The organism is Streptococcus mitis SK1080, from assembly GCF_000220085.1.
Classification (GTDB): Bacteria; Bacillota; Bacilli; order Lactobacillales; family Streptococcaceae; genus Streptococcus; species Streptococcus mitis_K.
In genome coordinates this window covers 65,058-86,647 of record NZ_AFQV01000018.1, presented here as the reverse complement: position 1 = coordinate 86,647, position 21,590 = coordinate 65,058, and the positions used below count along the sequence as shown (strand labels likewise).

At 39.3% G+C, this 21,590-nt stretch carries 20 protein-coding genes, 2 tRNA genes and 2 pseudogenes; 14 read left to right on the top strand and 10 right to left on the bottom strand.

Features of this window, described 5'->3' with window-relative positions; all coding sequences use genetic code 11:
* The first annotated feature begins 102 nt into the window (after nucleotides 1–102).
* Together HMPREF9957_RS07270 and HMPREF9957_RS07265 are read left to right on the top strand one after the other, a co-directional pair.
* Nucleotides 103–1,392, top strand: a complete 1,290-nt coding sequence (locus HMPREF9957_RS07270) for a membrane protein (protein ID WP_001062784.1) — start codon at nucleotides 103–105, stop codon at nucleotides 1,390–1,392.
* 9 nt (nucleotides 1,393–1,401) lie between these two features.
* Nucleotides 1,402–2,490, top strand: coding sequence for an AI-2E family transporter (locus HMPREF9957_RS07265; protein ID WP_001055017.1), 1,089 nt, complete (start codon nucleotides 1,402–1,404; stop codon nucleotides 2,488–2,490).
* Nucleotides 2,491–2,630: 140 nt separating this feature from the next.
* Here the strand turns inward: HMPREF9957_RS07265 and HMPREF9957_RS07260 are convergent.
* The 4 genes from HMPREF9957_RS07260 to HMPREF9957_RS07245 all read right to left on the bottom strand — a co-directional run bounded on the left by HMPREF9957_RS07260 (nucleotide 2,631) and on the right by HMPREF9957_RS07245 (nucleotide 5,240).
* A tRNA-Lys gene (locus HMPREF9957_RS07260) sits at nucleotides 2,631–2,703 on the bottom strand.
* A gap of 61 nt (nucleotides 2,704–2,764) precedes the next feature.
* The gene (locus HMPREF9957_RS07255) at nucleotides 2,765–3,280 is read right to left on the bottom strand and encodes a DUF308 domain-containing protein (protein WP_000672742.1); all 516 of its coding nucleotides are present in this window, start codon (nucleotides 3,278–3,280) and stop codon (nucleotides 2,765–2,767) included.
* Nucleotides 3,281–3,631: 351 nt separating this feature from the next.
* Nucleotides 3,632–3,704: transfer RNA gene (locus tag HMPREF9957_RS07250), tRNA-Lys, on the bottom strand.
* Nucleotides 3,705–3,968: 264 nt separating this feature from the next.
* A complete protein-coding gene (locus HMPREF9957_RS07245) occupies nucleotides 3,969–5,240 on the bottom strand; it encodes a replication-associated recombination protein A (RefSeq protein ID WP_001113234.1) in 1,272 nt (423 codons plus the stop codon).
* A 115-nt stretch (nucleotides 5,241–5,355) separates the two neighbouring features.
* Between HMPREF9957_RS07245 and HMPREF9957_RS07240 the strand changes: the two genes are divergently transcribed.
* The 3 genes from HMPREF9957_RS07240 to HMPREF9957_RS07230 are packed head-to-tail and all read left to right on the top strand — an operon-like array spanning nucleotide 5,356 to nucleotide 7,342.
* Nucleotides 5,356–5,826 (top strand): DUF3013 family protein, encoded by a 471-nt coding sequence (locus tag HMPREF9957_RS07240; RefSeq protein WP_000257122.1) that lies wholly within the window; start codon nucleotides 5,356–5,358, stop codon nucleotides 5,824–5,826.
* Between the two features lie 18 nt (nucleotides 5,827–5,844).
* Nucleotides 5,845–6,912, top strand: a complete 1,068-nt coding sequence (locus HMPREF9957_RS07235) for a site-2 protease family protein (protein ID WP_000713402.1) — start codon at nucleotides 5,845–5,847, stop codon at nucleotides 6,910–6,912.
* Nucleotide 6,913: 1 nt separating this feature from the next.
* Entirely contained in the window at nucleotides 6,914–7,342 is a 429-nt protein-coding gene (locus HMPREF9957_RS07230; protein WP_000510651.1) for an NUDIX hydrolase, read from the top strand.
* A gap of 303 nt (nucleotides 7,343–7,645) precedes the next feature.
* Here HMPREF9957_RS07230 and HMPREF9957_RS12275 read toward each other — a convergent pair.
* Nucleotides 7,646–8,574, bottom strand: a pseudogene (locus tag HMPREF9957_RS12275) (IS30 family transposase).
* A 46-nt stretch (nucleotides 8,575–8,620) separates the two neighbouring features.
* On the opposite strand from HMPREF9957_RS12275, the gene HMPREF9957_RS07215 reads away from it, so the two are divergent.
* The 6 genes and pseudogenes from HMPREF9957_RS07215 (at nucleotide 8,621) to pepF (ending at nucleotide 16,483) form a co-directional block, all read left to right on the top strand.
* On the top strand, nucleotides 8,621–9,655 hold the full coding sequence (locus HMPREF9957_RS07215; RefSeq protein ID WP_000747914.1) for an ATP-binding protein: 1,035 nt from the start codon (nucleotides 8,621–8,623) through the stop codon (nucleotides 9,653–9,655).
* A gap of 61 nt (nucleotides 9,656–9,716) precedes the next feature.
* The gene (locus HMPREF9957_RS07210) at nucleotides 9,717–11,900 is read left to right on the top strand and encodes a S8 family peptidase (protein ID WP_000529015.1); all 2,184 of its coding nucleotides are present in this window, start codon (nucleotides 9,717–9,719) and stop codon (nucleotides 11,898–11,900) included.
* 50 nt (nucleotides 11,901–11,950) lie between these two features.
* Complete coding sequence (locus HMPREF9957_RS07205) at nucleotides 11,951–12,967, top strand: AbiH family protein (protein WP_001028049.1); 1,017 nt, start codon at nucleotides 11,951–11,953, stop codon at nucleotides 12,965–12,967.
* A 14-nt stretch (nucleotides 12,968–12,981) separates the two neighbouring features.
* On the top strand, nucleotides 12,982–13,932 hold the full coding sequence (prmA, locus tag HMPREF9957_RS07200; protein WP_000451171.1) for a 50S ribosomal protein L11 methyltransferase: 951 nt from the start codon (nucleotides 12,982–12,984) through the stop codon (nucleotides 13,930–13,932).
* Nucleotide 13,933: 1 nt separating this feature from the next.
* A complete protein-coding gene (locus tag HMPREF9957_RS07195; RefSeq protein ID WP_001188173.1) occupies nucleotides 13,934–14,677 on the top strand; it encodes a 16S rRNA (uracil(1498)-N(3))-methyltransferase in 744 nt (247 codons plus the stop codon).
* A gap of 10 nt (nucleotides 14,678–14,687) precedes the next feature.
* Nucleotides 14,688–16,483: pseudogene (gene pepF, locus HMPREF9957_RS07190) on the top strand (oligoendopeptidase F).
* A gap of 168 nt (nucleotides 16,484–16,651) precedes the next feature.
* Here pepF and HMPREF9957_RS07185 read toward each other — a convergent pair.
* The gene (locus HMPREF9957_RS07185; protein ID WP_000106201.1) at nucleotides 16,652–17,041 is read right to left on the bottom strand and encodes a nuclear transport factor 2 family protein; all 390 of its coding nucleotides are present in this window, start codon (nucleotides 17,039–17,041) and stop codon (nucleotides 16,652–16,654) included.
* A gap of 150 nt (nucleotides 17,042–17,191) precedes the next feature.
* Between HMPREF9957_RS07185 and HMPREF9957_RS07180 the strand changes: the two genes are divergently transcribed.
* The 3 genes from HMPREF9957_RS07180 (at nucleotide 17,192) to HMPREF9957_RS07170 (ending at nucleotide 19,106) form a co-directional block, all read left to right on the top strand.
* Nucleotides 17,192–17,524, top strand: a complete 333-nt coding sequence (locus HMPREF9957_RS07180; protein ID WP_000608986.1) for a winged helix-turn-helix transcriptional regulator — start codon at nucleotides 17,192–17,194, stop codon at nucleotides 17,522–17,524.
* An 11-nt stretch (nucleotides 17,525–17,535) separates the two neighbouring features.
* A complete protein-coding gene (locus HMPREF9957_RS07175; protein ID WP_000284154.1) occupies nucleotides 17,536–18,327 on the top strand; it encodes a DUF2785 domain-containing protein in 792 nt (263 codons plus the stop codon).
* Nucleotides 18,328–18,437: 110 nt separating this feature from the next.
* Nucleotides 18,438–19,106: an MIP/aquaporin family protein gene (locus tag HMPREF9957_RS07170; RefSeq protein ID WP_000714815.1), complete on the top strand. Its 669-nt coding sequence runs from the start codon at nucleotides 18,438–18,440 to the stop codon at nucleotides 19,104–19,106.
* A 57-nt stretch (nucleotides 19,107–19,163) separates the two neighbouring features.
* On the opposite strand, the gene queF is transcribed toward HMPREF9957_RS07170, so the two are convergent.
* The 4 genes from queF to queC are packed head-to-tail and all read right to left on the bottom strand — an operon-like array spanning nucleotide 19,164 to nucleotide 21,479.
* The gene (gene queF, locus HMPREF9957_RS07165; protein ID WP_000082578.1) at nucleotides 19,164–19,655 is read right to left on the bottom strand and encodes a preQ(1) synthase; all 492 of its coding nucleotides are present in this window, start codon (nucleotides 19,653–19,655) and stop codon (nucleotides 19,164–19,166) included.
* An 18-nt stretch (nucleotides 19,656–19,673) separates the two neighbouring features.
* Nucleotides 19,674–20,390, bottom strand: a complete 717-nt coding sequence (queE, locus tag HMPREF9957_RS07160; protein ID WP_000196452.1) for a 7-carboxy-7-deazaguanine synthase QueE — start codon at nucleotides 20,388–20,390, stop codon at nucleotides 19,674–19,676.
* The gene (queD, locus tag HMPREF9957_RS07155; protein ID WP_000464568.1) at nucleotides 20,383–20,826 is read right to left on the bottom strand and encodes a 6-carboxytetrahydropterin synthase QueD; all 444 of its coding nucleotides are present in this window, start codon (nucleotides 20,824–20,826) and stop codon (nucleotides 20,383–20,385) included. The genes queE and queD overlap by 8 nt, the downstream gene beginning before the upstream one ends.
* The gene (gene queC / locus HMPREF9957_RS07150) at nucleotides 20,826–21,479 is read right to left on the bottom strand and encodes a 7-cyano-7-deazaguanine synthase QueC (RefSeq protein WP_000828765.1); all 654 of its coding nucleotides are present in this window, start codon (nucleotides 21,477–21,479) and stop codon (nucleotides 20,826–20,828) included. The genes queD and queC overlap by 1 nt, the downstream gene beginning before the upstream one ends.
* Between the last annotated feature and the right edge of the window lie 111 nt (nucleotides 21,480–21,590).

Here is a 21,590-nt window from a genome sequence, read left to right as displayed (position 1 = left end):
TTCTAGTCACCATATGTTGCTGGCACAGGCTGTTTGTAGTGTTGGCTATTTACTAGTCAGTTTAATCGGAGTGTTTAATTTTTATTGTTGAAAGGTTTTTATATGGCGAAAATTCTATCTTTAGGTCTGACAGGTAAGAAATTACTTGCTCAGGGGTTCTTGTTTGTTCTGCTAGGTCTCATCTTGATGGTCACGGGGACTTGGTTGCCAGTAAAGGTTATTCGACTGGTTCTGTTTTTAGCTTGGATAGCAACGGTCTTAGATTTAGTATTACGTATTTTCAAAAAAAGTCAGTCAACGGACACCTTGGGAGTTGCACTGGTTAAATTGTTAGTGCTGGGATATTTGCTTGGCTCCAATCTTGCGACGGATGTGCCGATTTATATTTTGGCTCTTGTGATTGGAGTTTATCAGATTTTTCATGCTAGTATTAACCTTGTCACCTATGTTCTCTACCGCAAAAACAAAATTCGACCTCGTTTTCGTCTCTTACTAGATGGACTCGTACTAGTTTTTCTTGGTGGGACTAGTCTTTTGTCCTCTACAGGAAATTCTGTCTTTCAACTCTTTGTATTAGGGGCTTATTTTTTCCTTTATGGTGTGTCCAATATCCGTGATGGTTTCTTGTTTGAGGAGGAAATTGGGAAAAACCATCTCAAACGTCGTATTAGAATTAGCTTACCTATTGTCCTAGCCGCTCTCATCCCTGCAAGAACTTTAGCAAAAGTTAACAAATTTATGCTGGAAAATGCTGATGAGAGAGAGGATATCCATCTTGGAATGGTGAAGTCTGGTAAGACAGCGGAGCTTGAAATTTTTGTTCATACAGCTGAGACCTCTCTGTTTTCGGCAATTGGTCATGTGGATATCTGCTATCAAGGCCGTGTTATTTCTTATGGCAACTATGATCCGTCTTCTGAGACCTTATTTGGCATGGTAGGAGATGGTGTCTTATATTTCTGTGATCGTGACAAGTACATTGACCTATGTAAACGTGAGAGTCAAAAAACGCTTTTTGGTTATGGGATAGATTTGACGCCTGAAATGGAAAAAGCAGTTCAGAAAAAGTTGGCTGAATTGAAACAACTGACGATTCCATGGGAGCCAAGTGCAGATAAAATCATGACAGGTGATGGTAAGGAAGACTACACCTACGCTTATAAAATCAGACATGAGACAGATGGGGAACTTTATAAATTTATCAAATCTAAGTTTAAATCCTACTTTGTCTTATCTACAAACTGTGTGCTCTTGGCTGATACCATAGTCGGTCAGGCTGGCACCGATATCCTCTCACCCAAAGGATTTATCGCTCCAGGAACTTACCAAGCCTACCTTAATCGAGAGTTTGAAAAACCAAATAGTATAGTCGTATCTAAACATGTTTATTAAGGAGAATTTATGAACTTAGTAAAAAAATACACCCCGTTAATACTTTTTATAGGGCTGGTTGCTCTTGTAATTCTGAATGCATCGAGCTTTATATCAGGAGCAATCTCTCTCTTTGATGTAATATCAACCTTGATTTATGGTGCTGTTATTGCTTTTGTGCTTAATGTTCCTATGAAAAAAATTGAACAGTACTTAGTTAAATTGAAGGTAAAGGCAGAGTTGCGTCGTCCGATTGCCATGGTACTTGTTTTCCTAGCTCTTATCTTAATCGTGATTGCTCTTTTGGTTTTGGTGCTGCCAACCCTAGCCCAGACTATTAGTCAGCTGGGAACAGTCCTTTCAACAGTCCTTACTCAACTTGGGAAATTGCTAGGCAGCTCGGAATTTGTAACCAAAGACATGTTGTCAACTATCGTATCAGGCATACAGGGACAATCTAGTTCTATTAGCCAAGCTTTGATAGGTTTTTTATCAGGTCTGACTAGTAATATCGGCAATATTTTTTCAAGTTTGATGAATGCCTTTTTGATTATAGTCTTCACCTTTTTATTTTTATCCAGTAAGGAACATTTGGCAGCGATGACGAGTCGACTTCTAAAAGTTTTTCTTCCAGAGAAGGTGGTGATAAAGTTGACTTACATTGGACAAGTAGCACTAGAGACTTATGACCAATTTTTGATGAGTCAGCTGATTGAAGCAGTTATCATAGGAGTTATGATAGCGGTTGGTTACAGCGTGTTTGGGATACCCTATGGAGTAATGACAGGTATCTTTGCAGGAGTGCTATCGTTCATTCCTTATGTAGGGCCTATGATTGCTTGTGTTGTGGGAGCGATTTTTATCTTCACAGTGAGTCCTACTCAAGCCTTACTTTCTCTTCTTCTATATCAAATCATACAACTGATTGAAGGAAACCTTATTTATCCTAGAGTTGTAGGTCAGTCTATTGGTTTGCCAGCTATTTTCACGCTTGCGGCTGCTAGTATTGGAGGCAATCTCTTTGGCTTACTTGGGATGATATTCTTTACACCGATATTTGCTGTTATCTATCGATTGGTTAAGGAATTTGTCGTTGCAAAGGAAAATCAGCTAGATTAAGAAAAACTAAATTTAATAAGATATACTGAGAAGAGAGTGAGAGATTCTCTTCTCTTTTATTTTTAAATACTTTTCTACAAAAAGCTATTAGACGTTAAAAAAAGCCTTGGTTTCAAGGCTTATTTCTGTTGATTTAGATGTGCCCCCTGCAGGGCTCGAACCTGCGACCCATAGATTAAGAGTCTACTGCTCTACCAACTGATCTAAGAAGGCAAATAAAAAGCTGAGAATGTAACTTCCCAGCTATTTTAATATGCCCAAAATGGCAGCTAGATTATTTACGAAAGGCATCAAGGATATAGGTGAAACCAACAATTAAAAATGCAAAGGCAACGACATAAACGACAAAGACACTTGTAGCTACTGGATTGAACAAAATCACTAGACCTAGTAAAAATGCAAGCAACGCTATCCACATGATATGGTTGCCAATAATAGGGAAAATCAATCCCAGACGATTGCCTTTAAAGAAAGCTATAATGGCTTCTACAATTAACCAAATTCCTAAAATAGTTGGAATGACAACTGGCAGCGTCACAAAGCCATAGGCAACGAGGTAAAGAGCTAAGAGAAGATTAACAATCCCTTGGAAAAGATGAGCTGGTGAGCGAAGCACTTTTGGTACAGAGAAATAGCCTAAAATAGCTGCTATAGAAGCAACCAGTAAACCAAATGCAATCCACCAGCTGTAAACAACAAGATTAGCTACTGGGTTTGTAAATAGGAAAAGTCCTAAAAGGACAAAAACAACTCCTGCAAGGAATAGCAGTAAACGATTAGAAAATTTCATTTCAATACCCCCTATATAGTATAGTATAGTTTGATAAAAAAATATTATACACCTTTTTAGAGGAAATGTCAATAAACAAAATGGAAAATTTGGAAGTTTCAGTCTGATTTATGAAAAGAAAATCAGTTTTTATTATTTTGAAAATAAAAAGAGAAGATAAAATTTGTCTTCTCTACATGAAAATATTGTATGGCATCAAAGCAAAAGTAACTGGCTTTACACTATTTGTAAAGATGTAATTTGATTCAAAAAGAAAAGATAGATTTAAAATGTGGGACAAATGATGGGGTAAATCAGTTATAGACAAGCAAAAAAGCCTTGTAAATCAAGGCTTTTCCTGTTGTATTTAGATGCCCCCTACAGGGATCGAACCTGTGACCCACGGATTAAGAGTCCGCTGCTCTGCCAGCTGAGCTAAGGAGGCAAAGAAAAAAGCTGTATTGGTGCCGAAACTTCACGGTTTGTATTGAACCCGCGCAATTAAGCAGGTGGGCAACTCGCTCTAACTGAAGCTGTTTCCGTGTGAGACGGCCTACATGCTGTTAGAAGACTTTTGTTTCCCTAATAATACAAAAAATAGTCGGTCAACACTTAAGTGTGAAGTCGTACACCACAGCGTTTCTATGTTTATATAATACCACTTTTTCAAAAAAAATCAAGAGGTAAGTGCAATTTTTTGAAAAGGATTTCAGATTTTTCGCAAACGGTCGATAGCTTCCTTTCTTTGAGCCAAAGCCCGTTCATATTTACCAGTATCTTCTGCTTGGAAATAGTGATGATTGCGGATTTTTTCTGGTAGATAGTCTTGCTTGACCCAATTTCCAGGATAGTTGTGTGGATAGAGATAGTCTTGGGCATTCCCCAGTTCCTTGCTTCCACTGTAGTGCCCATCACGCAGGTGCCGCGGAATAGGCAAGTGCCCTGATGTTTTGAGGTCAGCAAGTGCCTTATCCATAGCTACATAGGCTGAGTTGGATTTTGGAGAAAGAGCCAAATCAATCACGACGTTGGCAATGAGGATGCGAGCTTCGGGAAAACCAATCTTTTGGGCAGCATCCAGAGCAGTTACGGTGTGAACCTGGGCTTCAGGATTGGCTAAGCCGATATCTTCATAGGCGATAACAGTCAAGCGACGAGCGAGACTTGGCAAATCACCAGCCTCAATCAAGCGGGCAGCATAGTGGAGACTGGCATCCACATCTGAGCCACGGATAGACTTTTGCAGGGCTGAGAGAACATCATAGTGGCCATCTCCATCCTTATCCATAGTGATGTAGCTTCTCTGAAGACTATTTTCCATGATGTCTAGAGTGATATGGCGAATGCCCTTATCATTCTCAGGGGTAGAAAGAACAGCCAAATCCAGTGAGTTAAAGGCAGAGCGCAGGTCTCCGTTTGTAGAGGTTGCGATGAAGTCCAGCGCATCCTCATCTAGTTCTACTGGAAAATCAAAACCACGCTCAGGGTTACTTAGAGCTATCTGTAGAGCCTCTTTGACTTCTTGGTTAGACAGAGGTTCCAACTCAAAAATTTGAACGCGACTGCGAATGGCAGGAGTGACAGAGAAGAAAGGATTTTCAGTTGTAGCGCCAATCATGATGACCAGTCCACTTTCCAAGAGAGGCAAGAGGAAGTCTTGCTTGGTTTTATCTAGTCTATGAATCTCGTCAAGGAGTAGTACAAGTCCACCTGAAAATTTAGCCTCTTCCGCAATTTCTTGCAGTCGCTTTTTACTATCAACTGTCGCATTGAAAGTTCGAAAGGCATACTTAGTAGTCCCAGCGATGGCTGAAGCAATACTGGTCTTGCCGATTCCAGGAGGTCCATATAGAATCATGGAGGACAGGCGGTTGGCTTCCACCATGCGACGGATGATTTTTCCTTGTCCGACCAGATGTTCCTGACCGATGACCTGATCGATGGTTTTAGGGCGCATGCGAAGTGCGAGATTGTCTGGCATAGCAGTCCTTTCTAACGTGGATTTTCTGATGTATATGTGGTAAGATGGTAGTATCTATTTTAGCATATTTCCGAGCAATCGGGGCGATTAAAGAGTCGCATAGAAAGAGGACAAAATGGCAACATACGGATTTTTAGATGTTTTAGAGGAAGAGTTGGAGAAGAATTTTCCCTTTGACTTTGAGATTAGTTGGGACAAGCGTAACCACGCGGTTGAAGTGAGTTTTCTATTGGAAGCGCAAAACGCTGCAGGTGTGGAGATGGTAGATGAAGACGGAGAGGTTTCGTCAGATGACATTCTCTTTGAGGAAGCAGTGCTTTTTTACAATCCTGCCAAATCAACAGTCAATGAGGAAGACTATTTGACGGTTATTCCTTACCTACCTAAAAAAGGTTTTTCTCGTGAATTTTTAGCTTATTTTGCGCTATTCCTCAAAGATACTGCCGAGGTTGGACTAGATGCCCTCATGGACTTTTTGGAAGACCCAGAAGCAGAAGAATTTGTCATGGAATGGAACCAAGAAGTCTTTGAAGAAGGAAAAGTTGGCTTGGAAGAGGGAGAATTTTATCCTTATCCGAGATACTAGGAGTTTGGAGAAGGTAGTATGAAAAAATTTGGGACGTATTTGGTTTATGTGTTAGCTTTTGCCTTTATTATGCTAGCTTTTGCTTGTGGCACTATCGCATTTGCAGAGTTGGGGTATTCCGCAGTTTTAGCCTTTATTTTTGGTTATGCCTTTGCTCTTCTAAGCATGTATTTAATCTTTATTCTTCATGAGCTGGGTCATGCTTTTTGTGGTTACTTGACAGGCTATCGGCTGGTGGCTTTTGGATTAGGACATTTTCTTTTGACCAAAAAGTCAGGCAGGTTTCATCTTAGTCGAACAGCCGTTCTGAAAAATGTTGGTGCTCAGTATATTGGATTAAAAGAGGACGAAAGTGATCAAAGAATCATTCTGATGCTTTCAGGAGGTTTGCTGGTTCATCTCAGCTTGATATTATTGGCGATATTGTTTGGATTTTTGACAAAAAGCTGGTATTTTGCTGGTACTTGGATTTTTCTTAATTTGTCTTTCTTTCTAAACAACACTTTGCCAGTCGGCATCACCGATGGAGCAAAAATATGGGAATTGCGACAACACCCTGAAAATACCAAATACGCCTACATGGTGTTGAGGCATTCTGCCCAGACCCTGCTAGCTCCTCAAGGATATGATTTGAAAGACTTTATCATGCCTGTTGATGAGGATGCGAGAGGGAGTTTTGCAGAAAGTATTCAAACTCTTGAGGGAGTGGTTTTCATATTGGATGGTCATTTAGAGACAGCTAAAAAGCTATTTCAATCTTTACTAGAGAGAACAGAACACTCGCTGTCTGAAACTTTTTGCCAACTATGCCTTCTTCAAATCGCCTTGCTAGAAGGTGATGATGAGAAAGCGGAGGAATATGCAAGTATTCGAAGCGTTAAATCCTTTTTATCTCTAAAAATGGCAGATGTGCAGAGCATTCAAGCCTGGTATCAATTTAAGGTAAGGAACGACATGGCTCAAACTCGCAAGGCTATGAAGATTGCTAGACAGAAAATGAATAGCAGCCGAATGCTACGGGACGAGAAACGCTATTATGAAAACTGGTTAGCAGAGCTGGAAAAGGCATTAGCCGAAGGAGTCTAATATGGGAATAGAAATTTCTGATTATACAGGCTGCAAGATTGCCCTCTTTTGTGGTGATAAGCTTCTGACTATCTTACGCGATGATAAGGCAAGCATTCCCTGGCCCAATATGTGGGAACTTCCAGGCGGTGGACGAGAGGGGGATGAAAGTCCGTTTGAGTGCGTGGCGCGTGAAGTTTATGAAGAACTGGGAATTCATCTGACTGAGGATTGTCTGCTTTGGAGTGAGGTTTATCCAAGTATGCTTTTTGCGGATAAACAATCTGTATTTCTAGTCGGCAAGTTAACGCAAGAACAGTTTGACCAGATTGTATTTGGAGATGAAGGGCAAGCCTATAAACTGATTAACATTGAGGAATTTTTGACATCCAGTCAAGTTGTGCCTCAGTTGCAAGAGAGATTAAAAGATTATTTAAAAGTAAGTGATTAGAAAGGATGGTTCAGTTAAATTTCTAAACTGAACCCGCCCTAAACACTGTGCCAAAAAGATAAGACAAAGGTTGTTGTCATAGATACAAAAAAGATAGCTACTCATTCTATATATGCAAAAGACTATATGAATGCAAAACAAAAATTAAAAAATAAGCATGTACACTTATCAAAGGTGATGGAAAGTCGTTTAAGTAAAATTTTTTCATCAAAAGAAACTAAATTTTTATGTATCAGTCAACTAAATGACTTAATTGGGCAACATATGTAAATTCAGTAAATTTTGCCAAATTTCAAGTTCAAGTTAGCCATGAAGAATAAATTCTCTGGGTGATTTGTAGTTCAAGCATTTTTTAGAATAGTTATTAATCCAATTTTCGATGAATGCGACTTCTTTGGGAGTCGTTTTCTTAGTTCTCTTAGGTAACCATCTACGAATGAGCCTGTTGTGATTCTCATTAGTTCCCCTTTCCCAAGAGGCATAGGGGTGCGCATAATAGATGTACTCCTCAGAAAATACATCAGACAAGCGGTTAAATTCTGTACCATTATCTGCTGTGATGGAAAGAATTTGATGTTGTTTTAAGATGAGTTTTAAAGCCTGATTGACCGACTCAGCGCTTTTATTTGGAATCAATCGGATAATCTGATGCCTACAGTTAAGACCAGTAAACAATAGTTTTTCGCTCTTGTAAGCAGAACCGTATCAATCTCATAATACCCATTCTCCAAGCGAAGATTGATAGCTTCAGGACGCTGTTCGATGGATTGACCAGCAGGTTTAAAGTTGATGCTAGCCTGTTTCTTAACCGCTTTTCCTTTTCTAGGATAAAGCAGATCCTGTTTTGACAATCCTAATTTTCCATGATGGATCCAGTAGTAGATGGTAGAAATTCCCACGTTAACGCCCTTAGCCTTGACCATCATTTCAGACGAAAACTTTTGGTTATGATAGTGGAGAATCTTTTCCTTCAGCTCCTTGTTCAATCTTGATTTCTTGACCGAGCGCTTGCGATTATTTTCATAAGACTGTTGAGCATAGCCGGCAGAATAAACCGCTTTGAAGCGCCCTTTTCCAAGACATTGTCGGACTGTCTCACGCTTGATTTCAGTATGGATAGTTTGAGGAGCTTTTCCAAGTAGAGAAGCAATTTCTCTATTTGATTTTCCTTCTTTTTTCCATCGGCTAAAAAAACATCTCGAAAGAGATGTTTTTGTCCCAAATAAATTGATTTTGTCCCAGAAATGTGGTATGATTTTGTAAAAGGAGGATTGAATCATGAAAAAATCTGATGTTCTTGATTTAATAAAGTACCACTATGAGTGTAAGGAGATAGAATTTAGAAATCAATGTACAGCAATCGCTAGAAGTTTTGATAAACAAGGCGATGCACAATTGGCACAATATATTATGGGTTTAATGTCTCAAAGTGATAGATTATTACCACAAGTAGAAAACAGTAGTCAGTATTTGGTTCCATCTAAGCTAGATGTTGGTCCTCTCCCACTGCCTCTTTCAATCATGAATGATTTGAAAGGGATAATAAATGCGGTAAATCATCATATCGGAATAAATAAATTTTTATTTGTGGGATCGCCAGGTACTGGAAAAACTGAAAGTGTGAAGCAGGTTGCTAGACTTATTGGTAAAGAATTACTAGTCGTGGATTTTAGTTATTTAGTCGATAGTAAGTTGGGCCAAACAGTCAAAAATTTAGCAGTCCTTTTTAATGAAATCAATAACCTCCCTTTCAAACAAAATTATATTATACTATTTGATGAAATTGACTCTATAGTATTAGATCGGGTGAATCAAAATGATTTAAGAGAAATGGGACGAGTAACCTCTGCCTTTTTAAAAGAGATAGATAGACTATCACCTGAAATCATATTGATTGCAACTACAAATTTATTTGATAATCTAGATAAAGCAGTTACAAGGCGGTTTGATGCTATTATAGATTTTGATCGTTATTCGGATGATGATAAGGTAGAGGTTGCAATAGTTATTTTAACCGATTTATTGAAACAATTTAAAAATGTAGCAAGAGATTTGAAATTATTTAAAAAAATTATATATAGTTCTAATACAATTCCAAATCCAGGTGATTTAAGAAATATGATACGGACATCATTGGCATTTAGTGATCCAAAAGATCCACACGATTATCAAAAACGTCTATTAAGAAGTTTTCATAATGGAAAAAATTTATCTATTTCTAAATTATCAAAATTAGGCTTTACAGTTCGAGAAATTGAGATTTTAACAGGTGTTTCTAAAAGCAGCGTATCACGGGAATTAAGCGAGGGTTAGTATGAATACATTATTGACATTACGTGGAAAAAGTTTTACACAAAAATCAAGAAATAATGGTATGGGACCAATAACTATACCCAAAAAAGCAATAATTACATTGGAACATTTGAAGTATCTTCATTCTGCACTAGAGGAAACGAAAAAATATTGGGAAAAAAATAACATTATAGATGGTATTTTGATCAGTGTTTACTATAATCGAATTGTTGCTAAAAGTAATCGTATTAACGGGTATCTCAATGTAGGAGGAGGGTACCAAATTCCAAATGATACCATTGTAGGAGCAAAATTTAATGATGAAAAGACAAAGCATATTATTACTCATTATATCTCTGGCGATGTACTTAGTAAGACAATTATAACTCTTAGTAAGATTATCGAAGTTTTTGAAGAAAATTTCGATGGAAAGATGACATATGAGATGTTCTCTAACTCATCAATATTTGCCTCCATAAAGTTCGCGGAATACGGTATTTCAAAATCTAAATTTCAACAGTATTTGAGGGATTCTTGCTTTATTGAGAAATTTGGCGTTGAATATGCTAGAGATTCAGATGTTCAAAATTCTATTGTGACATTTTATGATGTTCGTACAGATATTCTCATGTTACTTAATAAACTCAATATTGATATTTCAGAGACAAATGTCATGAATAATACAACTGTATTACTTGATGGAAAAAATATTGAATTGTTATTATCAAAAGCTCCCTATCTTGTCTCCATGATTGTTGAAGATTTTTCTAAATTATCTCTGGATGATTTTTATTTAAATAATATTGATTTTAAAATAAATCTTCCATCTCCAGTTAATGAACCAGTTATCGGTGTCATTGATACCTTATTTGATAAGAGCGTATACTTTAATGAGTGGGTTGAGTATTACGATTTGATTTCAAATGACATTAGAAAAGATAGTCAGGACTATAAACATGGAACAGCTGTTACTTCTCTTATAGTTGATGGGGCTAGTTTGAATCCTAATTTAGATGATGGTTGCGGACATTTTAGGGTAAGACATTTTGGTGTATCACTACAAAGTGGCTTCAATTCATTTACTATTATAAAACAAATTAGAGAGATTGTTTCTCAGAATTCTGATATTAAGGTTTGGAATCTTTCTTTAGGGTCCAATGATGAAATTAGAGAAAATTTTATCTCTGCAGAGGGAGCATTATTAGATGAAATTCAATTTGAGAATGATGTAATTTTTATCATAGCTGGAACAAATGCTTCTGTAATAAATGGGAAACGTAAAAGAATAGGTGCTCCTGCTGATTCACTTAATTCTATAATAGTAAATTCTGTTGATTTTAATAATCAATCGGTGTCATATTCACGCGAGGGGATTGTTTTATCATTCTTTGTTAAACCAGATGTGTCATATTATGGAGGAGGAAATGGTGACTTTATAAATGTTTGTGAACCTCTAGGATTAGGTCGTGTAGCTGGAACAAGTTTTGCGGCCCCTTTAATTGCAAGGAAAATGGCCTATCTCATTCATATTATGGGACTTAGCCGAGAAGAAGCAAAGGCTTTGCTAATTGATGCAGCAATACCCTGGAATGATAAGAAAACATTCACTGATTTATCTTTGATAGGAAATGGTATTGTTCCGATAAAAATTGATGATATTTTATCTACACCTGATGATGAAATTAAATTTATTGTGTCAGATATCTCTAAGGCTTATGATACCTATAATTATGATTTTCCAGTACCTATTTCTAGTGAGAGTTATCCATATGTAGCTAAGGCAACAATGTGTTATTTCCCTAACTGCTCAAGAAATCAAGGGGTTGATTATACAAATACTGAGATGCAGCTTACTTTTGGTAGGTTAAAGTCAGACGGTATCGAATCGATAAATAAAGACAACCAGCATGCCGAAGATACCCCAGGCTATGTGAGAGAAAACGCTGCTAGAAATATATTTAGGAAATGGGATAATGTCAAGCATATTGGAGAATCGTTTACTTCTCGAAAGAGAGCTAAAGCAATTTTAAATCCATCTAATCCTCAGTGGGGAATGAGCATTAAAACAATCGAACGTTTGAAACGCGGTGATGGGCAAGGAGTACGTTTTGGTGTAGTAGTTACATTAAAAGAATTAAATGGGGTTAATCGTATTGAAGATTTTATTCAGCAAGCTGAATTACGCGGCTGGCTAGTTAATAGATTGAAAGTAGAAGCTCAAGTAGACCTCTTCAATAGTTTAAATGAAGAAATTGAATTTGAATAGTGGATACTTTATCCTTATTTTAGATCTTAGGAATACAAAAGGGCAAAGATATGAATATTACATATATTGTTGGAAATGGTTTAGATTTGCAATATGGTTTAAAAACAAAATACAAGGATTTCTATGAATATCAAAATAAAATTTATACAAATAAAAAGAAGAATGAGGGATATTCAAATTTAATTTATGAGTCTCTATTCTCTGATAAAGTAAATAATTATGAAAATTGGTCAGACTTTGAATTTTCAATAGGCCAATTAACAATAAATAATGTCATAACCTTTTATAGTGAAGACGAAAGAAATAAGTTTATTAGTGATTTTTCAGATGTTATTGATGATTTAAGAAATTATTTAAAGCAAGAACAGAATAAAATCGATTATAAAAAGTATAAAATTGATTTTGAAATGACTTTAAATAATTTAAGAAATGAACTTCCTGCAGTTAACCAATCTGTTATTGATAAAAAATATAACGATAATTCACAGCAACATGATACTGTAAATATATTGACTCTTAACTATACAAATGTTATTGATAGACTATACGAGTTATCAGAAGTAAAATTTCTTAATAAATTAAGAAATAATAATTTTTTCTTTTATATTAATGCTCCAATTCATGCACATGGGACTCTAGATATTTGTACTGTTTTAGGAGTTAGTGATGAAACACAAATTGCAAAAAACTTTACTGAAGAAGAGAAAGAAGCTCTTATAAAAACTTTGAGTTTAAAAAGTTTTAGAGAAAATATGCACATTAAAAATAGTGATATTATAAAAAACTCAGATATTATAATTCTTTATGGAGTTTCCTTAGGAAAAACAGATAAATATCTGTGGCAACAAATTGCTGAACGTTCAGTAGATAGTACTGTTCCTATTATAATTTATAACTATGTCCCTGATTTTGATGCAGGTAACCCACTGAGAGTACGCAGTATGTACAAGAAGGTAGAAGATAAATTTATAGATAGTATTGATATCGAGTTACAACTAAAGAAGAAAATAAGAGAGAATGTTATTGTTGTTATTGGTAAAACTATTTTTGAACTAATAGAGGAGTAATTTTAAAATATAATATGGAAACATGGCAAGAGTTAAAAGTTACAGTGAAGCGTGAGGGGGAGGAATTGGTTTCCAATCTCTTGATTGAGCTGGGAGCGCAAGGCGTTGCGATTGAAGACAGCATGGACTATGTGGGAAATGTTGACCGCTTCGGCGAGATTTTCCCAGAGGTTGAGCAACAGGAGGAAATCGTAGTGACAGCCTACTACCCTGAAACGGTAGATGTGGAAGTGGTTGAGGCAGACTTGCAGGCTCGCTTAGCAGAATTGGCAGATTTTATGGATTTGGGTGAGGTCAAGATGGGGACAACTGCTTTGGCTGAGGAAGATTGGGCAGACAACTGGAAGAAATACTATGAGCCAGCTCGTATCACTCATGATTTGACTATCGTGCCGTCTTGGACAGACTATGAGGCGACTGCTGGGGAAAAGATTATCAAGCTGGATCCTGGTATGGCTTTTGGTACGGGTACCCATCCAACCACTAAGATGAGCCTCTTTGCCTTGGAGCAGGTTCTTCGTGGTGGGGAAACAGTGTTAGATGTGGGGACTGGATCAGGTGTCCTTTCTATTGCCAGCTCGCTGCTTGGTGCTAAGGAAATTTTCGCCTACGACCTGGATGATGTAGCAGTTCGAGTTGCTCAGGAAAATATTGAGCTAAACCCTGGTATGGAAAACATCCATGTAGAAGCAGGAGACTTGCTTAAGGGTGTTGAGATTGAGGCAGATGTGATTGTAGCTAATATCTTGGCGGATATCCTCGTTCATCTGACGGATGATGCTTATCGCTTGGTCAAGGATGAAGGCTACCTCATCATGAGTGGCATTATCAAGGACAAGTGGGACATGGTGCGCGAGTCGGCTGAGTCAGCTGGATTTTTCCTTGAAACCCACATGATTCAAGGGGAATGGAATGCCTGTGTCTTTAAGAAAACCAAGGATATTTCCGGTGTGATTGGAGGCTAGCATGCAGCAGTATTTTGTAAAGGGTAATGCTACCTCGCCAGTCATCATCGAGGACAAGGAAACCAGCAAGCATATGTTTCAGGTTATGCGCTTGAAAGAAGATGATGAGGTTACTTTGGTCTTTGATGATGGAATTAAGCGCTTGGCGCGTGTGCTGGATGTGGAAGCTCGTCAGTTTGAATTGGTAGAAGAACTAGATGACAATGTGGAACTGCCCGTTCAAGTGACCATTGCATCTGGATTTCCCAAGGGGGACAAGCTGGAGTTCATTACTCAAAAAGTAACCGAGCTCGGAGCCAGCCAAATTTGGGCCTTTCCTGCCGATTGGTCGGTCGCCAAATGGGATGGCAAAAAATTGGGCAAAAAGGTTGAAAAACTAGAAAAAATTGCCCTTGGAGCAGCAGAGCAAAGCAAGCGTAATCTAGTACCGAGTGTCACACTTTTCGAGAAAAAAGCAGACTTTCTAGCTCAATTGGACCAATTTGACCGCGTCGTAGTGGCATATGAAGAGTCGGCCAAAGAAGGAGAAGCCGCTGCGCTTTTACAAGCAGTCGCTGGTCTTGAAAAAGGAGCCAAACTGCTCTTTATCTTTGGTCCAGAAGGTGGTCTGTCACCTGCAGAAATTGAGAGTTTTGAAGCTAAGGGAGCAGTCTTGGCAGGACTTGGCCCTCGTATCTTGCGAGCAGAAACAGCACCACTTTACGCCTTATCAGCCCTTAGTGTTTTATTAGAATTAGAGAAATAAGAGGAAGAAAATGGAACAAAAACACCGTTCAGAATTTCCAGAGAAGGAACTTTGGGATTTAACAGCCCTATACCAAGACCGTGAGGATTTCTTGCGTGCAATCGAGAAAGTTCGCGAAGACATCAACCAGTTTAGCCGTGATTACAAGGGTAATCTTCATACTTTTGAGGATTTTGAAAAGGCCTTTGCGGAATTGGAACAAATCTACATTCAGATGAGCCATATTGGTAACTATGGCTTTATGCCACAGACGACAGACTATAGCAATGACGAATTTGCCAACATTGCCCAAGCTGGGATGGAATTCGAAACAGATGCCAGTGTAGCCTTGACCTTCTTTGACGATGCCTTGGTGGAAGCTGATGAGGAAGTCTTGGACCGTTTGGGGGAATTGCCTCACTTGACGGCAGCTATTCGTCAGGCCAAAATCAAAAAAGCCCACTATCTAGGGGCTGATGTGGAAAAAGCCTTGACCAATCTTGGTGAAGTTTTCTACAGTCCGCAGGATATTTACACTAAGATGCGAGCTGGAGATTTTGAAATGGCTGACTTTGAAGCTCATGGCAAGACCTACAAAAACAGTTTTGTCACCTATGAGAATTTCTACCAAAATCACGAGGATGCTGAGTTCGTGAGAAATCTTTCCGTTCCTTCTCAGAAGGACTTCGTAAGCACCAAAATACGGCTGCAGCAGCCTATCTAGCCCAGGTCAAATCTGAAAAACTCTTGGCTGATATGAAGGGCTACGACTCAGTATTTGATTATCTTCTAGCTGAGCAAGAAGTGGACCGTGCCATGTTTGACCGCCAGATTGACCTCATCATGAAGGATTTTGCGCCGGTAGCTCAGAGATACCTCAAGCATGTTGCCAAGGTCAATGGTCTTGAAAAGATGACCTTTGCAGACTGGAAATTAGATTTGGACAGCGCCCTGAATCCTCAAGTGACCATTGACGACGCCTATGATTTGGTCATGAAGTCAGTAGAACCTTTGGGGCAAGAATATTGTCAGGAAGTTGCTCGCTATCAAGAAGAGCGCTGGGTGGACTTTGCTGCTAACAGTGGCAAGGATTCCGGCGGTTATGCGGCGGATCCATATCGCGTGCACCCTTATGTCCTCATGAGCTGGACAGGCCGTTTGAGCGATGTCTATACCTTGATTCATGAAATCGGGCATTCTGGTCAATTCATCTTTTCAGACAATCATCAGAGTTACTTCAATGCTCACATGTCGACCTACTATGTCGAAGCGCCGTCAACCTTCAATGAATTGCTCCTCAGTGATTACTTGGAGCACCAATCTGACGACCCACGTCAAAAACGCTTCGCTCTGGCTCACCGCTTGACAGATACCTACTTCCATAATTTCATTACTCACCTCTTGGAAGCAGCCTTCCAGCGTAAGGTGTATACATTGATTGAAGAAGGGGAGACCTTTGGAGCAAGCAAGCTCAACAGTATTATGAAGGAAGTTTTGACGGATTTCTGGGGAGATGCCATTGAGATTGACGACGATGCGGCTTTGACTTGGATGCGCCAAGCTCACTACTACATGGGCTTGTATAGCTACACTTACTCAGCAGGACTAGTCATCTCGACTGCAGGTTACCTTCATCTAAAACATTCTGAAACTGGAGCTGAAGACTGGCTCAATCTCCTCAAAGCAGGTGGTAGCAAGACACCGCTTGAGTCAGCTATGATTATCGGTGCTGATATTTCAACAGACAAACCACTCCGTGATACCATCCAGTTCTTATCAGATACAGTTGATCAGATCATCGCCTACAGCGCCCAGTTGGGAGAGTAAATTAAAAGAGTCTGGGACAAAAGTCTAACCTTAAATATAAAAAGCGAACAAAACGAGTTATCTGAAACTCAGAATTCTGTCTTGTTCGCTTTTTTTCTAATCTATCGATTTTAAAAATTTATAATAAAGAATTCCTAAAATCAAAATTTTTTGTCCTGGCCCCTTAAATTATCCCCAAAAGCTATCTTCTTCAGCTTGATCTGAAGAGAAGAGCCAAACTTCTTTGATTTTTCCGTCTTCAATACGGAAGAGGTCAATCCCGTTCATATTGAGTTCAGTACCATCAGCCCGTGTTCCAAGAAAAGTAACATTAGCTGCGATTAAATCCTTATTGTCAGAAACCCAATTTGTTATCACCTTAAAGGTTCCATTAGTTTTCTCAGCAAATGTAGCCAGGTGAGTTCCTAGCTTATCCTTACCAACAACTGAACCAGATATACTATGAGTACCAGGTTGATGCCAGACAATATCGTCTGCCATCGTTTCAAAGACACCAGGAAAGTCACCAGCAATTAAAGCTTGGTTATAAGCGTTGAAAATTTCTAAGTTTGTTGACATATCTATTCTCCATTTCTTTTTTATGATATAATTGTAACAGTTACAAACAAAAAAACAAGTAGATACTTTTTTGATAGCTAGTATCAAAAGTGGTACTTTTATTGATACTAAAAGATAAATTTTTTTAAAAAAATAGAAAGAAGATATTTTATGATAAATAAAGTGAGTGAGTATGGTATTTGTCCATTTGCGACAACTCAGAGGGTTTTAACGGGGAAATGGGCACTGGTAATCATTTATCAGTTGAGTACGGGTACCAAACGATTTAAAGAATTGCAGAGATTATTGCCTGGGATTACTCAAACTATTTTGACCCGTCATCTCCGTCAATTAGAAAAGGATAAGATTGTTCAACGAAAGGTCTATGCTGAAGTTCCACCACGAGTTGAGTACAGCTTAACCGAAATGGGGCAGGAATTCAGAGTTGTTTTAGATGCTGTCGAGAAATGGGGTCTAGATTATATCAAGTTGCTAGAAATGTAGAGGTATTGACCATGTATCAAGAGTTACTAAGAAAAATAGCAGAAGAAAAACCAAGTTATCATCAGGAGGAAATACAGTATTTGCTTGATCATTTGGGAGATCCTTCTCCAGAAATTCGCGATGATCTTGTTTTTACAAGCTTTGCTAGAGGGATTCAGGAAGAGCTATTTACACAGGAACAATTTTATTTCATTGCTGAGGAAATTTTATCTGATGGAGGGTTAGATAAAGAGATTGATAAGGTAGGCCTGTCAACCCTTGAACGTTCTTTTAGGGCGCTTATTTATGCAAATCTCTTGGCTGCGGATGCCAACCAGCAATCGATTTTTTATCAGGAATTAAATGCAGGAATTCGTAATATCCTTTTAAATCAAGGTTTGTATTATCTTTCAAAAGAAAAGGATACAACAGGTTTTTCAAGTCAGTATGGTTGGGTTCATGCTTTTGCACATGGAGCCGATTTACTGACAGAGGTGGTTTGTCATCCAGACTTTCCTAAAACCAGAGTTCATGAAGTATTTGACATACTTGGTCAACTATTTAAAAGAATTTCGATTCGTTTTACAGATGATGAGGATTGGCGTTTAGCCAGAGTGCTTTATGAACCGATTTTACAAGGGAAGTTGGAGCAAGAGCAAGTGACTTCTTGGATAAAAGCTGTTGACTTTCTGATAGAAGAAAGGGAAGATTTTTATAAATTTTCCAACTTCAGATCCTGTCTGTTGGAAGTCTATGTCCAACTTGACCAGAGAAATAGTTTACAAGATGACTTGAAAGAAGCTATCCAGTCTTTTCAATACTAGGGATTAGCTAATAGTTCTATGATTTCCAAACAATTTCCAAACAATTTTCTTGAAACCCTTTCCCTCTTTTGATAGACTAGTATCTAGTTTTTGAAAAAAGGAGAAAGAAAATGAAAAAATTTGTCGCTGAGTTAATCGGTACTTTCATGCTTGTGTTCATCGGAACAGGAGCTGTTGTTTTTGGAAATGGTCTTGATGGCCGAGGTCACCTTGGAATCGCCTTTGCCTTTGGTTTAGCCATCGTGGTTGCAGCCTACTCAATCGGAACTGTTTCAGGTGCTCATTTGAACCCAGCTGTTTCTATTGCTATGTTTGTGAACAAACGTTTGTCATCAAAAGACCTTGTAAACTACATTCTTGGACAAGTAGTTGGAGCTTTCCTTGCGTCAGCTGCGGTATTCTTCCTCTTGTCTAACTCAGGTATGTCAACTGCTAGTCTTGGTGAAAATGCCTTGGCAAACGGTGTTACTGTCTTTGGTGGTTTCTTGTTTGAAGTCATCGCAACTTTCTTGTTTGTCTTGGTTATCATGACTGTGACATCAGCAAACAAGGGCAATGGCGCGATTGCTGGTTTGGTAATTGGATTGTCATTGATGGCGATGATCCTTGTGGGGTTGAACATTACTGGACTTTCAGTAAACCCAGCTCGTAGCTTGGCACCGGCTGTCTTGGTAGGTGGCGCAGCTCTTCAACAAGTATGGATTTTCATCCTTGCGCCAATCGTTGGTGGAGTTCTTGCAGCCCTTGTTGCTAAAAACTTCCTTGGAACAGAAGAATAATTGAAACTTAAAAAGCCTTGCTCCTCATTTTGAGGAACAGGGCTTTTTCGTATGAGTTTAGCGGTTGTCAATTTTCTCTGGATAAAGGTCGTGTTGGAAGAGGCGTTGTTCTGCCAAGCCTTCATACTTAGTTCCTGGTTTACCATAGTTGTAGTAAGGGTCAATTGAAATGCCACCGCGAGGTGTAAATTTTCCCCAGACTTCTAAATAGCGAGGGTCTAGCAATTTGACCAAGTCTTTCCCGATGGTGTTGATACAGTTTTCGTGGAAATCCCCATGATTTCGGTAGCTAAAGAGGTAGAGTTTGAGGGATTTTGACTCGACACAGAGCTTGTCAGGAATGTAGGAAATATAAATCGTCGCAAAGTCTGGCTGAGCAGTGATTGGACACAGTGAGGTAAATTCAGGACAGTTAAATTTGATAAAATAGTCATTTTCCACATGACGATTGTCAAAGGATTCGAGGACTTCTGGTTGATAGTCGAAAATGTAGTTGGTTTCTTTGTTGCCTAGTAGGCTGAGGTTTTTCATTTCTTCTTGTTGTGACATGATTTTTTCTTTCTAATCTTAAACACCACGTTGGTTATCGTAGAGGAGGGTATGCAGTTGAGGAAGGACGCGGACATTGCCCCAGCTATCGTCGGCAGCGATACGTTCCCAGAGTTCTTTGAGGCGGTCCAGTTGGTCTTGGATAATATTGCCTGTGGCCTTGGGCTCAGGATTTCCAGCCGATAAGAAGAGGACATCTGGTTGGTAGCGTTCTTGTATTCCTTTAGCAAAGGCTAAATCTGCATCGTCAAAGACAGGGATTTTAAAGGTGACCTTGTCTGGATCAAGTTGGGAAACGATAAAGTCCAAGGTCTCAAAGTTGACTTCCATCTTGGATGAAGGAGGTTTGGGACTCAGAGTGACCTGGTCGATGTCTTTTAACCAATTTTGCCAGCGGGAGCCTTGAGTTTCAACAGCCAGAGTGACACCACGTTCCTTGAGTTTAGTGACGAGTTCAGCCATGTTGGCTGCTAGGATAGCAGGATTTCCCCCAGATAGGGTGACATAGTCGTAGTTTCCTAATTTATCCAAGGCGGCAATGACCTCGTCAGCTGTCATACGAGTTGGCTTTTCAGAACCATCCCAAGTAAAGGCAGAATCGCACCAGTCGCAGTGGTAGTCGCAACCAGCAGTGCGGACAAACATGGTTTTCTGCCCGATAGCACGGCCTTCGCCTTGAAAGGTTGGCCCAAAAATTTCCAAAACTGGTAGTTTGAGGACACGTTCCCTAGTCATCTAACCACTCCCGTCTAAACTCCGCAAAGGCAGTCGGAGTCTCATAGAGGCGAACGTATTCCAAACGGAGACCACGTTCGTCTGGCAACTCTTGACTCATAGTTTGAAAAATCCAGTAAACCATATTTTCAGCAGTCGTGTTCATATAGGGAAGAGTTTCGTTTAGATAGCGATGATCCAAGTGGGGTTCTAAATAGTTCTTATAGATGGCTTTGATGTCTCCGAAATCGTAGGCCATGCCACGTTCATCTAAAAATCCACTGACAGCAATCTGCAGATGATAGGTGTGGCCGTGCAGGGACTTACATTTTCCCTCATAGTGAAAGAGGTGGTGGGCAGCATCGAAGGTAAACTCTTTTGATACCAAGGTTCTGTGAGGATTGTAGACAAGAGACTCCCCAGTTTCCTGTTTGATTTCTTTGGGTGCAAAAAACATTAGGCCTCTCCTTTCTGTGAGAGATAAACATCTAGACCATGCTGACGTAGGTGGCAGGCTGGGCAATCTCCACAGCCACTTCCGATAATCCCGTTGTAGCAGGTTAAGGTCTTTTCACGAACATAGTCAAAGGCACCGAGTTGGTCGGCTAATTCCCAAGTTTCAGCCTTGTCTAGCCACATGAGAGGTGTTTGGATAACAAAGTCGTAATCCATGGCAAGGTTGAGGGTAACATTAAGGGATTTGACAAAGACATCTCGACAATCGGGGTAGCCTGAGAAGTCTGTCTCGCAGACACCTGTCACGATATCTTTAATACCTCGTTGCTTAGCAAGGACTGCCGCAAAGGATAGAAAGAGGTGGTTGCGACCGTCAACAAAGGTATTAGGCACCTCTCCCTCTTTTTGCTCAATTTCCAGATCAGAGGTTAGGGCATTTTCAGTGATTTGTCCCAGCAGAGACATATCTAGGATATGGTGATGGATACCCTGTTCCTTAGCGATTTCTCTAGCGACTTGAATTTCGAGATGATGGCGTTGGCCGTAGGCAAAGGTGACGGCTTCGACTGTTTCATAGTGTTCTTTAGCCCAAAAGAGGCAGGTTGTAGAATCTTGACCGCCACTAAAGACGACCAAGGCAGATTGACGTTTCATAGTACTCCTTCCAAAATGGGGAATGTTCAGAGCACGCAAAAAGCTCCCTTGAGGGAGCTAAAAAATACCAAATCAAGGTTTTTTTTAGCGATGGCATGTCCCAAACATCGT